The sequence below is a fragment of the Pseudomonas sp. NFR16 genome (assembly GCF_900108875.1).
Classification (GTDB): domain Bacteria; phylum Pseudomonadota; class Gammaproteobacteria; order Pseudomonadales; family Pseudomonadaceae; genus Aquipseudomonas.
The window spans coordinates 49,589-63,304 of the sequence record NZ_FNYJ01000002.1 but is presented as its reverse complement, the minus strand read 5'-3'; the positions used below and the strand labels follow the sequence as shown (position 1 = coordinate 63,304).

The following is a 13,716-nucleotide window of genomic DNA, read 5'->3' as shown; positions in this document are numbered from 1 at the left end:
CAGCGGTCGGTCACAGTAACAGCTTGTATGGGCTGGAAAAAGGGGAGTCTTGGATGCTCACCTGCAGGAGCGCGTTTGCCCGCGAACACGGTATGCCTGTGACACGTCTACCGTTTGACACGCCGCCATCGCGGGCAAGCGCGCGCCTGCAAAGAGACCGATCTGCGCAGGCAATCGGTAACTGCTGTTCGGTTTTGCGTCAATCAATGCGGCAGATACACCGTCAGCGTCTGGCCCGGCTTCAGCGCCTGTCCGCTGCGTGGGTTCCAGCGCTTGAGGTGCTGCATTTCGACGTTGAAACGCTTGGCCACCAGATACAGCGAATCCCCTTTCTGGATCTTGTACTGCATGGATTTCTTGTCGGCGTCCTCGCCCTTGGCAGTGCCGGTGTCGGCTTTGGCGACCGCGCGGGTGCTGGCCTTGGCCGGCTTGCTGTTGTCCTGCATCACCAGCGTCTGGCCGACTTTCAGGTTGTAGCCGGACAGCTTGTTCCAGTGCTGCAGATCCTTGACTTCAACCTTGTTGATCCGGGCGATCTGCCCGAGGTTGTCGCCCTTTTTCACTTTATAGGTGCGGGTGCGCGCAGGCTTTTCGTCGACTTCGGCGACTTCTTCGAACACGGGCAGCGTGGTTTTCATGCCCGGCTGGACCGGAATGGTCAACGCCATGCCACGCTTGAGGTGGTTGCTGGACAGCTTGTTCAGGTCCTTCAACGTGCCGGTCGAGACTTTATAGCGACTGGCGATGCTCGCCAGGCTGTCGCCCGGACGTACGCGGTATTGCTGCCAGTCCACCAGCTCTTCGGGTTTCATGTTCGACAGGCTGGCGGTCAACAGTTGCGATTTTGACGTCGGCACCAGCAAATGCTGCGGGCCGTCGATGGTCAGGCGTTTCTTGAAGGCCGGATTGAGCTGCATCAGCTCGTCTTCGTCGATGTCGGCCATTTGCGCGACCTTGGTCAGGTCCATGCGCTGGTTCAGCTCGACGACTTCGAAGTAAGGCTTGTTGTCGATGGGGTTCAGGTTGACCCCGTAGGCCTGCGGCGACATCACCACCTGCGACAGCGCCAGCAGTTTAGGCACGTAGTCACGGGTTTCCTGCGGCAGCGGCAGGTTCCAGTAATCGGTGGGCAGGTTGAGCCGTTCATTGCGCTCGATGGCGCGGCTGACCGTGCCTTCACCGGCGTTGTAGGCCGCAAGGGCCAGCAGCCAGTCGCCGTTGAACATGTCATGCAGCTTGGTCAGGTAGTCCAGCGCCGCAGTGGTGGATGCCGTGATATCACGACGGCCATCGTAGAAGTTGGTCTGGCGCAGGTTGAAATAGCGGCCGGTGGACGGGATGAACTGCCAGATCCCGGCGGCATCGCTGCGCGACAGGGCCATCGGGTTGTAGGCGCTCTCGATCACCGGCAGCAGTGCCAGCTCCAGCGGCATGTTGCGTTCTTCCAGGCGCTCGACGATGTAGTGCATGTACAGGCTGCCACGCTCACCGGCTGTTTCGAGAAACGACGGGTTGTTGGCAAACCAAAGACGCTGCTGGTCGATACGCGGGTTGAGGTCGTTGCCGTCCTGCAATTGGAAGCCCTGCCGCATGCGTTCCCAGACGTCGTGCGGCGGGGCGAGTGGTGCAGGCTTGCGCGCCACGAAAACCGGTTTTGGTTTCGTTACGGCAGAGGAGTGGGAAGCATTCGTGGAGCCGGCAGGCTCCAGGCTGCTGGTGGTCTGGCAGCCCGCCAGAGTGGCGCTCGCGATCACCGCGATCGCCTGCGCTAACCGAGTCAATGCGTCGGAATTAAAGGTTCTGCGTATAGATGACGACATTGGCTGGGGGATAGTTCCAGTCGAAAATGTCGGGCGATTCTAGAAAGCGTCTTGAGAACGGTCAACCTTTCAGAATTTTCGTACCGATTCGCCATCCGTTTAGAACTTATCTTTCCACGCGCGCAGGGCCGCAAAAACCGCTGCAGGCGATGCGTTGTCTGTACCGGTCCGTTCGTCTGCTTTTTGTTTCACAGCGTCGATCGACACGCGTAGAAACGGATTGGTCTTGCGCTCGAGGGCGAGGTTGGAAGGCAGCGTGATGCGATTTTGTTCACGCAGCCGCATGACCTCCTCGAAACGCCCCGTGATGTCGGGGTTTTCTGGCTCGACCGCGACGGCGAAACGCAGGTTGCTCAGCGTGTATTCGTGGGCGCAGTACACCAGGGTGCTGTCGGGCAGCGCGCCCAGACGGCCGAGAGAGTGGTGCATTTGCTGCGGCGTGCCCTCGAACAGGCGGCCGCAACCGGCAGCGAACAATGTGTCGCCACTGAACAGCAACGGCTGTCGTGGATCGTCGTGATAGAAAGCGATGTGGCCCAGGGTGTGGCCAGGAACCGCATGGACGACGAAGGTCAGGCCGAGTACGGTGAGATGATCGTTGTCGGACAGCGCGACATCCCAGGCAGGGATTTTCTCGTTGGCCGGACCCCAAACGGTGGCGCCCGTCAGGCTCTTCAGCTGTTCGACACCGCCGGTATGGTCGGCGTGATGATGGGTGATCAGAATGTCGCTCAAATGCCACTCCGGATTGCGCTGCAGCCAGGCCTGCACGGGCGCTGCATCACCGGGATCGACCACCGCGCAATGCTTGCTGGCATTGTCTTGTAACAACCAGATGTAGTTATCGTTGAAAGCGGGCAGGGCATCGATCTGTATCATGGCGCGGTTCGCTCGGCTGGAAACAATGAAAGGCATCTTAGAGTCTGAACAGATTCCAGGCGAGCATCTCGCACGGGATCAACTTGCGGGACTACCTCATGGAGACCGGAAATGACCGATGAAGCGTTCGCCCAGGCCGACCCTGAATGGCTTGAGTTGATCAGCGCCGCCCGTGAATGGTTGTCCGGGCCGTTGGGGCAACTGTTGCTGGAAGAAGAGCGGCGGGTTCTGGAAGAAGAGCTCGAGCGATTCTTTGGCGGCTACCTCGTGCATTACGGGCCTTCGGCGCAGACGCCGCCCGCCGCCAAACAGGTTCAGCGCAACGTGCGCCTCGGCGCTCCGTTGCCGGGCGTCGAGATCGTTTGTGAAGAGCAGGCCTGGCCGTTGAGTGAACATGCCGCCGACGTGGTGGTGATGCAACACGGGCTGGATTTCTGCCTGTCCCCACACGGTCTGTTGCGCGAGGCGGCCAGCAGCGTGCGCCCGGGTGGACATCTGCTGATCATCGGAATCAACCCTTGGAGCACGTGGGGTGTGCGCCACTTTTTCACCAATGATGCCTTGCGCCGGGCACGTTGCATCTCGCCGTCCCGGGTCGGCGACTGGCTGAATCTGCTGGGCTTCGCGCTGGAGAAACGCCGCTTCGGGTGCTATCGTCCGCCGCTTGCTTCGCCCAAGTGGCAGTCCCGGCTGTCCGGTCTGGAGCGCCTTGCCGATGGCTGGCAGAGCCCGGGCGGCGGCTTCTATTTATTGGTAGCGCGCAAGCTGGTGGTCGGTCTTCGCCCCGTGCGCATGCCCCGTCGCGAACCGATGGGCAAGTTGTTGCCGCTGCCGATGGCCAAGGTCAACCGGCGCAGTCCCGAGCCGTAGCCTGGCGCTGCGCGCGCTTTCTCACATCTGGAAAATCCGTAATGAGCGATACCGTAGAACTCTTCTCCGACGGCGCCTGCAAGGGCAACCCCGGTCCCGGCGGCTGGGGCGCCTTGCTGGTATGCAAAGGGGTGGAAAAGGAACTCTGGGGGGGTGAAGCCAACACCACCAACAACCGCATGGAGCTGCTCGGCGCGATTCGTGGCCTGGAAGAGTTGAAACGCCCGTGTGAGGTGACGCTGGTGACGGACTCGCAGTACGTCATGAAGGGCATCACCGAGTGGATGCCCAACTGGAAGAAGCGTGGCTGGAAGACGGCGGCCAAGGAGCCAGTGAAAAACGCCGACCTCTGGATGCAACTGGACGAACAGGTCAATCGCCACAACGTCACGTGGAAATGGGTCCGCGGTCATATCGGCCATCCGGGCAACGAGCGCGCCGACCAACTGGCCAACCGTGGCGTGGACGAGGTTCGCGGGATCAGGCACGGTTGATAGCCAGCCCCGATGCGTGGGCTGCGCCGGGATGTCTGCTGTCGCCGGCCATCACGCGCCGGCTGCTGTGCGAATGAGCTGGCTCACGAAAATGCCACTCGCGCCCACGGACCTACGGCGTTAAGTCCAGCCTTCGCGGGCAAGCGCGCCCACAGGTCCTGCGTCAATCGAACGCTGGCGCGCACATCCCGAAAACTCCCATGTTAATATCCGCGCCTGAAGCTGAGGCGGTAGGCAATGACTGTACAAAATATCATCACTGAACGGCGGGTCGTCCTCGATACCGAAACCACCGGTATGCCTGTCACTGACGGCCATCGCGTGATCGAGATCGGCTGCGTCGAGGTTATCGGCCGGCGTCTGACCGGGCGGCATTTCCACGTGTACTTGCAGCCGGACCGGGAAAGTGACGAGGGCGCGATCGGCGTTCACGGCATCACTGACCAGTTCCTGATCGGCAAGCCTCGTTTCGGCGAAGTGGCTGACGAATTCTATGAGTTCATCAAAGGCGCGCAGCTGATCATCCACAACGCGGCGTTCGACGTCGGCTTCCTCAACAACGAGTTTGCCCTGATCGGCCAGCATGATCGCGCTGACCTGGCCAGTTATTGCTCCATCCTCGACACCCTGGCGATGGCCCGCGAACGGCACCCGGGGCAACGCAATAGCCTGGATGCGCTGTGCAAGCGTTACGATGTCGACAACTCAGGTCGCGAACTGCACGGCGCATTGCTCGACTCCGAGATCCTCGCGGATGTCTATCTGGCGATGACCGGCGGCCAGACGACGCTGTCGCTGGCAGGGAATAACGATGGGGAGGGTGGAGCGGACCGGCCGACGGAAGTGCGCCGCATCCTCAATCGCGCGCCGGGCCGGATTGTCGTGGCGAGCGAAGCGGAGCTGGCCGAGCATGAAGCGCGTCTGGCCGTGATCGCCAAGTCGGCGGGCGCTCCGGCGTTGTGGACGCAGTTGCTCGAGGCTCAGAGCCCGGCCCAGTGATCTGGAGACGGCGGACGGCATGCGGGTCGTTCGGCGCGCAATGATGTGATCTTTCATCGATGGCGCAGGAGCGCATGATGACGATGTCGACGCCGACCCTCAGCATTCGTGTCGCTGACGAATGTTTCGAGGATTACATCCTCAACAGCGAATTCACCTTCATGGTCAGCGGCTACGCTCAAGTGCAGCTCGGGAAGCCCGTGGCGCAATGGCGCATCGACCCGGTCGAACCCTATCTGAAGAATTACGGCATCGATTCCGAAGAGTTCTGCAACTACCGCGACGCCGCCGACAGCACCGTTCTGGTCGCCTGGCTCGATGAAGAGCCGGTGGGGCACATTGTCATCAGCAAACACTGGAACGGTTTCGCTCACATCGACGAGCTGGCAGTGGACGCGACCGCGCGGCGTAACGGCATCGCGCGCAAGTTGCTCGACGTGGCGCAGTTCTGGGGCCGCAAGCACCATTTGCCGGGGATCATGCTGGAAACCCAGAACAACAATCTGGCCGCTTGCAAGCTGTATGAGGGATATGGATTCGTGGCGGGAGGTGTGGATTATCTGCGGTACCGTGCCATTGATCCGACGACCGAAGAAGCGGCGATTTTCTGGTACCTGATGCTGGGCGACGAGGTCACCGGTTGAAAGCTGCAAGCCTTACGTCGTGCGCGGCAATGTGTGGCGGCTTGCAGCGGCGGTTCAGCTGACCCGGGTCAGTTTGATTCCTGATTGCAACAGTTCGAATTCATCGCCGCCCAAATGGTTGACGCGGTCGCCAATGGCCAGGCGATAGGTGGAAACGGGCTCCTTGCCGTCAGCCTCATCGGGCTGTGATTCACGGAATTCATGCACCGGGTAGATACGGCCTTCCGCATCTCTGGCATGAAACTGCCCAACTAGAACTGAAGCCATTTGCTTTGTAACCTCTGGAAATAACTGCTCGTTTTCGCTCGCATCGTAACACTGCAAGCCGATGATCCGCGTCCGCTTGTAAGGTAATTCTGTCAGGCGGGTCGGCACCTTCGTCGCTCAAGGCTCTCAGACCGCCGTTTTGAAGGGTAGTTTTCGGCCGCCGAAAAAATAGTCGCGACCAACGGTATGAGGGCCGCAAGCGCCAACAGGGAGAACATCGACTGATTCGATGATTCGCAACTGAAAAACAGCGGGGAATGTTTCGCGTCTTTCATCTATAACTGTGCATTCCTACAACAGAAGAAGGTCAGCTTCATGAGCCAGGTTCATTCGATCGCAGTGATTGTCGGCAGCTTGCGCAAAGACTCCCTCAACCGCAAAGTGGCCCGCTCACTCGCCGAGCTCGCACCGCCCAGCCTGAAACTGAGCATCGTCGAAATCGGCGATTTGCCGCTGTACAACGAAGACATCGACCTTGACTCCCCACCGGCCGCCTACACCGCGTTCCGTCAGGCCCTGCAAAGTGCAGACGGCTTTCTGTTCGTGACTCCCGAATACAACCGTTCAGTGCCAGGCGCGTTGAAGAACGCCATCGACGTGGGCTCGCGCCCGTATGGCAAGAGTTCGTGGGGCAAGGCCAAGCCTGCCGCCGTGGTCAGCGTCTCGCCCGGTGCAATCGGCGGGTTCGGCGCCAACCAGCACCTGCGTCAGAGCTTCGTGTTCCTCGACGTGCTTTGTATGCAGCAGCCCGAGGCGTACCTGGGCAACGCCGGCACGTTCTTCGACGAGCAGGGCAAACTGAGTGAAAAGACCCGGCCGTTCTTGCAAGGCATCATCGACGCTTTTGCCGCGCACGTGGCGCGTACCGTCAAGGCCGAATAACCCGGCTGTGGGCTGTCTGGGGGGCGTGCGATTGGTCGGCTGCGAGCCGGACCCGCACGCTGTCCGGCCAGCGCGCCTGCTCATCAGCCAGCCGGCGGTGACCGGCACGTCAAGGCGCTGGGAGATCATCACCGGATCAGGCTGTTCCAGCGCACGGCGCGTCGAATTGGCCGAAGACGGCACCCGGCGGCGATCAGTCAGGCGTTCTTCGAGCTCACCGTCGTATGAGCGCGCCAAATGGCCGTAACGGCCCTTCCAGTCAAACCTAAATAGCCGTGCTTTTGTGCAGCGTTATGTAACGCAGCCAGCGGTGGATTTCTCCTTACGCTCCTTGCCTTTCTTGCCCCAACCGGTTGCCGGGTGGGGCGTTTGTGCATGAGGAGCTGTAATGTCCACCGCAATTGCCGATTACTTTCACACCACGGCGCTCAGGCAGCGCTTCACCGATGACGTGGAAGCAGCGCTTCTCGCCGGCGCGCTGAATGCTGACGAGCGACAGTGGCTGCTGTCGCTGAGCCACCCCCCATCCCCCAACACGTCTGACCCTGTGCGGGTCGACCGCCTGCTGTTCGATGACGGTCGCGCTGCGCCTTTCGATATGTCCAGCGCAAGGATCTTCAGTCATACGACCCCCACCAAACAGTGCGTATACCTGCACAGCCTGGCGTCCGGTCTGGAATGCTTCACCGATCGTCGTGCGCTGCTGGCCGCCCTGACGGCGCGTTTTGCCGAGGGCGACGCAAACGCTCCGTTCGAATACGAGCGAATCGACGCTGATCCGTTTCAGTCGCAAATGTTCGCCATTCTCGATGCCCAGGCCGAGGCAGTGAGTCGGTTGACCGGGCAACTCAAAGACATGCCGTTTTTGTTCAACGCCACCACCGCCGCACTTGAACGAACCTTGCCCGATACTTTGCCGCGCCTCAAGCAGGCTCCGGCAAAGCTTCTTTTGCAGCTCGTTCAGACTGCGTCCGGCGACAACCCGGAGCAGGTGCTGGCGACGCAGTCTTTGGCCCAGTGCGCATTCGATGAGTACTGCAAGACCGGCCTGATGGAAGGCGTCGAGCGACGTTTTCTGGATGCCGATGGGCGCGTCGCGGATGCAGAAGAGGCGGCGCAGTTGGAGCAGGCAGTGAGCGATGCTGTCGCGAACGTCGCCGAGCGCTTTGGCGAATTGCTCGACTCATTCTGGCATGACCCAAAAGAAGGCGCGCCGAGTCGGCGCGACCTGGCCGTCGCGAACTTCGCCAATAGCTTTGTTCACGCGCTCTACCGGTGTCAGCAGAGCGGCCAACTCAAGCCCGACGAACTCAAGGCGCTGCGACCGCTTTTACAATCACTCGCTGGCACGCTGCCCACCGGGGCTGACGTGCGCTGTCAACGTCTGTCGATCAGCGTGGGCAATGGCGCGCACCAGGCGCTGGCGGGCACTTTCGTTTTGCGCCTCGGGTTGCCGGGCGACAGCGCGGTCTGGTGGTTCACGCCATCGCACAGCCTGCGCCGCTTCAATGACGCCGCGTCTCTGGGTGCGCACCTGAGCAGCGCGCCCGGGCGTGAGCAGCTGCGTGGGGCGCTGGCCCTCGAAAAGCAGGCGCTGCTGACGGGCACCGATGCGTTGAATGTCACCCTGCAAGACATCTCGCGGGCGGTGTCTGGTGACCGTGTCGACTCGATCATCGCCGTGCAGCGAGCGAACCTTGCTTATGCAGCGAGCCTGTCGAGCGCCCCGGATGCGATGTCATCGATGTTCGACGATGCACTTGACGTGCGCGCCTTGCTTGACCCGCGCCTGTTGCAGTTCGGCAGCGGTCGCTGGCGCCAGGTGGCGCCATTCGATTTTTCCGCGATCTGGCAGTTCGATGCCGAGGGCCGGGCGGTGGTCTGCGCCTCGTCGCCGGACGAGGAGGACGGGCTCGCCGACCTGGCAGACGACATCTCGAAAGCTTCTGCGCGGGCGATTTTTACACCTTCCTGGCGTGAGCAAACGCGGATCGCCGATTGGCTGGCCGGCGAACTGCACGAGCAGAGTCAGGGCTTGTACGAGTACGCCGAGCTGGCGCTGCAGCGCCGTCTGTGCGCGCTGACGCCGTCAGCGGTCAGGGCCGGAGAGGTCAGCGTGCAATGGCGGGAAGCAACGGCCGAGGCCGATACGCCGCAGGGCCCGTCCATCGCCACGGCGACGGCAACGCGTAAGTCGGATCTGCTGTCGTTGCTGCTGGAGCGCGTCACCGGACTGCGTCCGACCACGGTTGGCCTGTCGGGCTTGACGTATTCGCCTGCGGCAGCCGCGTGCGCACTGTCCGGCGAAGGTGTGCTTGAGCATGTGCTCGAGCGCGCCGCACAGGACTTCACCGCGTCGTATGTGGATTATTTCAAGCAATGTCGGCTCACAATGGCCCGGACTGACGACAGGCATTGGCAGCCGGTCATCGTGGCGACCAATTTGCGCCACGACACGGCGCGTATCGACCTTGCGCTGGCCCTGCGCCTGGCCAGCGTGGCCGCGACAGGCGCGGACATGGCGCGGCAAGTGCTTGACCTTCCGCTGCGCGCGCAGCGCATCGGCAACGCAGGCCCTGCCACCGAGGTGTTTTCCGTTTCGCTGATGTTCGGCAGTCATGCCGTGGTTCAGCTCAGTGAGGCGATGGTCGTCTCGCAACCGGCACGGCCCGGCGTCGGGCTAATGCTCTGGAGCAGCCTGCACGGATGGCGGCATTATCGTTCCCTCGAACATCTGCAGACCCACCTGCAAGCGCATTTTCACGGCCGCTACAGCGAGTTATGGCTGGCGCTGGTGGGCGAAACCCAGCGTACGTCGCTGCGGGAGCATGTACGCAAGGCGGTCGACAACCAACTGCGCGTGCGCCTCGATCGGGTGGACGGACACGCCTTCGAGGCGTTGCAGGGCGGCGTCCTGCGCAGGCAGCAGCAGAATCTTCAAGCGCTGTGCGAACGTGCGATTCGCTGCCGGTTTGATGCGCCGTTGTTCCTGGGCCTGGCCAGCGCCGCGCAGTTGGACGAACAACTGGACAGCATGCTGGACGGCCTGTCCCTGGCCATCAGCCGCACCTTGTTCGAGGCCATGCTGCCGCCCTGGCTGACCGCTGCCTCGCCCGAGCAGCTGTTTGTTTACGTGGAACTCTGGCGCCGGTTGTATCGGGCGAGCGAAGGCGGGGAGGATTTTCTCTTTGGCATTCCCTCGTTGTCCGAGTACACCCACGAGCGATTGGTCGCCCAGCTCAAACTGGATTTCATCGACCAGACGCTTGATCCCGACCTGATCACGGTGACCGCCCGGCACTTCGTTGCCGCGCCTGCGTTGACGGGGCAAATCCCGTCAGGGGTTCCGGCCGCGACCGTCATTCGCAAAGAATCGCTGACTGATTATGCGGCCAACCGCTTCATTGAACTGCAGGACGCTGTGCTCAGCATCGAATCGGCCGAACAGGGCGAAGCGGTCAAGCTGCTGACCCCGGACTACATCCGCAAGCTGGTCAGAAAGCTGGACGTGGGCGCAGGCTTCATGACCCTGCTGCGTAACGGCCTGAGTCAGGACGGCGCCGATTATGCGCGTCGCAAGCGACTGTTCATCAATCAGTTGCCCACGATGATGCAGGTCGTGGCCTATCAACTGAAACTGGAAAAGTCCCTGAGCGACACCGCGTTTCAATTCATCGCTCAGGTCGGCAACATGCCTGACGGCATCGCCCGGGAACCGGTGGGCGACGCCCGCGTCATCATCAGCCCGTTGCAACTGGTCGCCGACGCGGGGATGAGCCCCGACCGGTGCCTGGGCCTCTACCTCATCGGGCCGGCGAATGCGCAGGCGGGGCCGGTAATTCTGTACGCGTTGCAAAATGCCGGCTTTACCTTTCGCGAATTCGACAGCCGCGATGCCGTCATCCAGGCCATCCGTGCGGAGTCCGCGCTTCAGGCGCTGCTGCTGGCGCGCGTGGATCCCGACGTGCGCAAGCGTTACGACAATGGCGGGTTCAACGAGCCGCATTTGCCGTTCTACGCAGCGAGCATCGGTGATGTGCCGCTGCGTAAACCTGGCCCCGTGACCCTGGCCGTGGAGGAGGTGCGCGGCAATGCGTTGCTGATGCTGTTCACGGACGTGTGTGAGTTGGTCCTGGACATCGGCAAGAGCAATTCGGTGACGACGCTTGAAGCCGACGCGGCGTCCAGACGCTTTCTCATGACGCTGGGCATGGAGCAGGCACTGAGCCTGCTGCCTGGCAAACTCGCGGCCTTGGTGTCGCTATGGCAGAGCCACTCGCTGGTGAAGGCGTCGCTGGACTCGGCGTCCGGAAAGCGTTGGGGCGAAGCACTCTCGGAGTTTTCTGCGGCACTGGGCGTTATGGCGGCTGCCCGCACCCAGGCGCTGGATGAGCAGGTCAGGGAGGATCTGGCCTCCGACCGGCCGCATCCGGTGCGGGTCACCGAAGAGGAAAAGGCGGCGACCGACTTCGGCTGGTCGGGCCCGAACCTTTCCGGCGAGCAATTGCGGCAGTTACAGGCACTGGAGGTGAAAAACGTAGCACTCAGCGATTTCCGGCGCGATGACCTGTTGAGCATCTATCGTGACCCGCAAAGCGATGCCACCTATGCCGCCGTCAACGGACGGATTTATCGGATTGCACGCAATGACAGGGAAGGCGGCTGGCGGATCATCGGCAGCGATGGCTCACCCGGCCCCCGACTGACCCTCGACGACGACCAGCGCTGGCAGATGGATCTGAGCCTCGGCCTCAAGGGAGGCGGAGGCTTCGTCAGCCGGCTTCGCGAACGCTATAACACCGTCGATGCAAGCGACGTGATGGTCGTCGAAGCCGAGGGCATGCCGCAGATTCGCGCACTGTTTCGTGACAGGGCGCGGCGCATCGGTCAGGCCCATTTGCACGCAAAGCGCTACCTTGAAACCTGCCTGGACAATCTCAATGTGCATCAGCGCGCAGAACCGCTGGACCCGCGCGTGGCGGCGATTCTCACTGAGTTCTACGGCACCCGCACGCTCGACCAGCCGTTGCTGGACCGAACCGAGCAGGCCATCAAGGCACTGTTCAACGCCCTCATGGACGCTTCGCTCGCGCCATTCTCGTCGTCGCGTTTCGTCGTGGGCACCAATCGACCCGGTGCCCAGACCACCATCGGTTTTGTCTACAAGACTGACCCGCAGAAGCGAATCTTTCTGACCGAGTGCTTTTTCCAGGTGCCGGCGTATCGGCTCAATGCACGCGCTGCCGCCGAAGGGTTTGACCTGGGACCGCATTACCGCGCAGCGACCTTGCTCCATGAACTGTCCCACCTGGCGCTGAACACTCATGACATCGCCTATCTGGAGAGCTCGTCGCCATACCCTGATCTGATCGTTGAGGACGATGCCAGCAATGTCCGGCTGAAGGCCGATATCGAGCGTTTTCAGACACGCGAACTGTCAGGCCTGAGTGATCGTCGGGCGCTGTTTCTGATGCTCGACGGCGGCCAATGGCGCGACATCGGACCGGGCGACAACCGGGGTTACGATACGATATTGCAGCTGACCGAATCAGGGACTCTGGATGAGGCCCGACAGGTGTTTCTGACGGATGTGGCTAAACGCAGCCAGGTCATGCTCAGCAATGCCGACTCGCTGACGCTGCTGATTTTGCGCCTGGGGCGGCGCAATTTTGCGGTGCCGCCGCCTGGGGCTTCGACACCACAGCCCGGTCAGAGCGCGTAATGGCGCAGCTCGCGGGCGATGAGCAGGCGCTGGATTTCACTGGAGCCTTCGTAGATCTGAGTGATCCGCGCATCCCGGTAGAATTTCTCCACCGGGTAGTCCTCCAGATAGCCGTAGCCGCCGTGAATCTGTACCGCTTTGGAACAGACCCACTCGGCCATTTCCGACGCGAACAGCTTGGCTTGCGACGCCTCCGACAGACAGGGCTTGCCCGCCGTGCGCAGGCGTGCGGCGTGCAGCACCAGCAGACGCGAGGCATTGATGCGCGTGTGCATGTCGGCCAGCAGGTTGGAAATGCTCTGGTGTTCGATGATCGGCTTGTCGAACTGCACTCGCTCGCGAGCATACGCCAGCGCCGCTTCGAACGCGGCGCGCGCGATACCCAGTGCCTGGGCGGCGATGCCGATCCGGCCGCCTTCCAGGTTGGACAGGGCGATTGCCAGGCCTTTGCCGCGTTCGCCCAGCAGATGGTCGGCAGGGATGCGGCATTCGTTCAAGGTCACCGCGCAGGTGTCCGAAGCGCGAATGCCCATCTTGTGTTCCATGCGGTCGACGCTGTAGCCGGGGTTGTCGGTGGGCACCAGAAAAGCCGACAGACCCCGTTTGCCCAGCTGCGGATCAGTCACCGCAAAGACGATGGCAAGCTGCGCCCGCTTGCCGTTACTGACAAATTGCTTGGCGCCGTTGAGCACCCATTCGCCGTCCTTGAGTTCGGCACGGGTGCGCAGGTTATGGGCTTCGGAACCGGCATGGGGTTCGGTCAGGCAAAAACAGCCAATGGCCTTGCCGCTGGCCAGCTTCTCGAGCCACTGCTGCTTTTGTGAGTCGCTGCCGTAATTGAGGATCGGCCCACAGCCCACCGAGCTGTGCACGCTCATCAAGGTGCCGGTCGCAGCGTCGGCGGCGGAAATTTCTTCCACCGCCAGGGCGTAGGCCACGTAGTCGATGTAAGTGCCGCCCCATTGCTCCGGCACGATCATCCCCAGCAGGCCCAGCTCGCCGAGTTTGTCGACCAGATCGTCGTCGATCCAGCCGGCCTCCTCCCAGGCGTGGGCATGGGGAGCGATTTCATTGCGTGCAAATTCCCGCGCCATGTCGCGGATCATTACCTGTTCTTCGGTCAGTTCGAGATCTTGCAT

Annotated in this window: 10 protein-coding genes; 6 read left to right on the top strand and 4 right to left on the bottom strand. The window is 61.9% G+C overall.

Annotation, left to right across the window (positions count from 1 at the left end):
- Nucleotides 1-203: 203 nt before the first annotated feature.
- On the bottom strand, nucleotides 204-1,820 hold the full coding sequence (locus BMZ10_RS08955) for a LysM peptidoglycan-binding domain-containing protein (RefSeq protein ID WP_093460346.1): 1,617 nt from the start codon (nucleotides 1,818-1,820) through the stop codon (nucleotides 204-206).
- Between the two features lie 99 nt (nucleotides 1,821-1,919).
- Complete coding sequence (gene gloB, locus BMZ10_RS08950; RefSeq protein WP_093462473.1) at nucleotides 1,920-2,699, bottom strand: hydroxyacylglutathione hydrolase; 780 nt, start codon at nucleotides 2,697-2,699, stop codon at nucleotides 1,920-1,922.
- Nucleotides 2,700-2,810: 111 nt separating this feature from the next.
- Here gloB and BMZ10_RS08945 point away from each other — a divergent pair, with 111 nt between their 5' ends.
- The 4 genes from BMZ10_RS08945 to BMZ10_RS08930 all read left to right on the top strand — a co-directional run bounded on the left by BMZ10_RS08945 (nucleotide 2,811) and on the right by BMZ10_RS08930 (nucleotide 5,706).
- Nucleotides 2,811-3,569: a class I SAM-dependent methyltransferase gene (locus BMZ10_RS08945; protein ID WP_093460343.1), complete on the top strand. Its 759-nt coding sequence runs from the start codon at nucleotides 2,811-2,813 to the stop codon at nucleotides 3,567-3,569.
- 41 nt (nucleotides 3,570-3,610) lie between these two features.
- Nucleotides 3,611-4,063, top strand: a complete 453-nt coding sequence (gene rnhA, locus BMZ10_RS08940) for a ribonuclease HI (RefSeq protein ID WP_093460340.1) — start codon at nucleotides 3,611-3,613, stop codon at nucleotides 4,061-4,063.
- Between the two features lie 237 nt (nucleotides 4,064-4,300).
- The gene (dnaQ, locus tag BMZ10_RS08935) at nucleotides 4,301-5,062 is read left to right on the top strand and encodes a DNA polymerase III subunit epsilon (protein WP_093460338.1); all 762 of its coding nucleotides are present in this window, start codon (nucleotides 4,301-4,303) and stop codon (nucleotides 5,060-5,062) included.
- A 77-nt stretch (nucleotides 5,063-5,139) separates the two neighbouring features.
- A complete protein-coding gene (locus BMZ10_RS08930; RefSeq protein ID WP_093460335.1) occupies nucleotides 5,140-5,706 on the top strand; it encodes a GNAT family N-acetyltransferase in 567 nt (188 codons plus the stop codon).
- A 54-nt stretch (nucleotides 5,707-5,760) separates the two neighbouring features.
- Here the strand turns inward: BMZ10_RS08930 and BMZ10_RS08925 are convergent, their stop codons facing one another.
- Complete coding sequence (locus BMZ10_RS08925; protein ID WP_093462469.1) at nucleotides 5,761-5,973, bottom strand: hypothetical protein; 213 nt, start codon at nucleotides 5,971-5,973, stop codon at nucleotides 5,761-5,763.
- Nucleotides 5,974-6,288: 315 nt separating this feature from the next.
- Between BMZ10_RS08925 and BMZ10_RS08920 the strand changes: the two genes are divergently transcribed.
- Both BMZ10_RS08920 and BMZ10_RS08915 read left to right on the top strand, forming a co-directional pair.
- Complete coding sequence (locus tag BMZ10_RS08920) at nucleotides 6,289-6,855, top strand: NADPH-dependent FMN reductase (protein ID WP_093460333.1); 567 nt, start codon at nucleotides 6,289-6,291, stop codon at nucleotides 6,853-6,855.
- Between the two features lie 388 nt (nucleotides 6,856-7,243).
- Nucleotides 7,244-12,577, top strand: a complete 5,334-nt coding sequence (locus BMZ10_RS08915; RefSeq protein ID WP_093460330.1) for a dermonecrotic toxin domain-containing protein — start codon at nucleotides 7,244-7,246, stop codon at nucleotides 12,575-12,577.
- Here the strand turns inward: BMZ10_RS08915 and BMZ10_RS08910 are convergent.
- Nucleotides 12,565-13,716, bottom strand: coding sequence for an acyl-CoA dehydrogenase family protein (locus BMZ10_RS08910; protein WP_093460328.1), 1,152 nt, complete (start codon nucleotides 13,714-13,716; stop codon nucleotides 12,565-12,567). The genes BMZ10_RS08915 and BMZ10_RS08910 overlap by 13 nt on opposite strands.

What these genes read in the sequence shown, in the direction of transcription:
- BMZ10_RS08955 (WP_093460346.1), bottom strand. Translation starts at nt 1,820, where the DNA reads ATGTCGTCATCTATACGCAGAACCTTTAATTCCGACGCATTGACTCGG.
- BMZ10_RS08925 (WP_093462469.1), bottom strand. Translation starts at nt 5,973, where the DNA reads ATGGCTTCAGTTCTAGTTGGGCAGTTTCATGCCAGAGATGCGGAAGGC.
- BMZ10_RS08915 (WP_093460330.1), top strand. Translation starts at nt 7,244, where the DNA reads ATGTCCACCGCAATTGCCGATTACTTTCACACCACGGCGCTCAGGCAG.
- gloB (WP_093462473.1), bottom strand. Translation starts at nt 2,699, where the DNA reads ATGATACAGATCGATGCCCTGCCCGCTTTCAACGATAACTACATCTGG.
- rnhA (WP_093460340.1), top strand. Translation starts at nt 3,611, where the DNA reads ATGAGCGATACCGTAGAACTCTTCTCCGACGGCGCCTGCAAGGGCAAC.
- BMZ10_RS08930 (WP_093460335.1), top strand. Translation starts at nt 5,140, where the DNA reads ATGACGATGTCGACGCCGACCCTCAGCATTCGTGTCGCTGACGAATGT.
- BMZ10_RS08920 (WP_093460333.1), top strand. Translation starts at nt 6,289, where the DNA reads ATGAGCCAGGTTCATTCGATCGCAGTGATTGTCGGCAGCTTGCGCAAA.
- BMZ10_RS08910 (WP_093460328.1), bottom strand. Translation starts at nt 13,716, where the DNA reads ATGCAAGATCTCGAACTGACCGAAGAACAGGTAATGATCCGCGACATG.
- BMZ10_RS08945 (WP_093460343.1), top strand. Translation starts at nt 2,811, where the DNA reads ATGACCGATGAAGCGTTCGCCCAGGCCGACCCTGAATGGCTTGAGTTG.
- dnaQ (WP_093460338.1), top strand. Translation starts at nt 4,301, where the DNA reads ATGACTGTACAAAATATCATCACTGAACGGCGGGTCGTCCTCGATACC.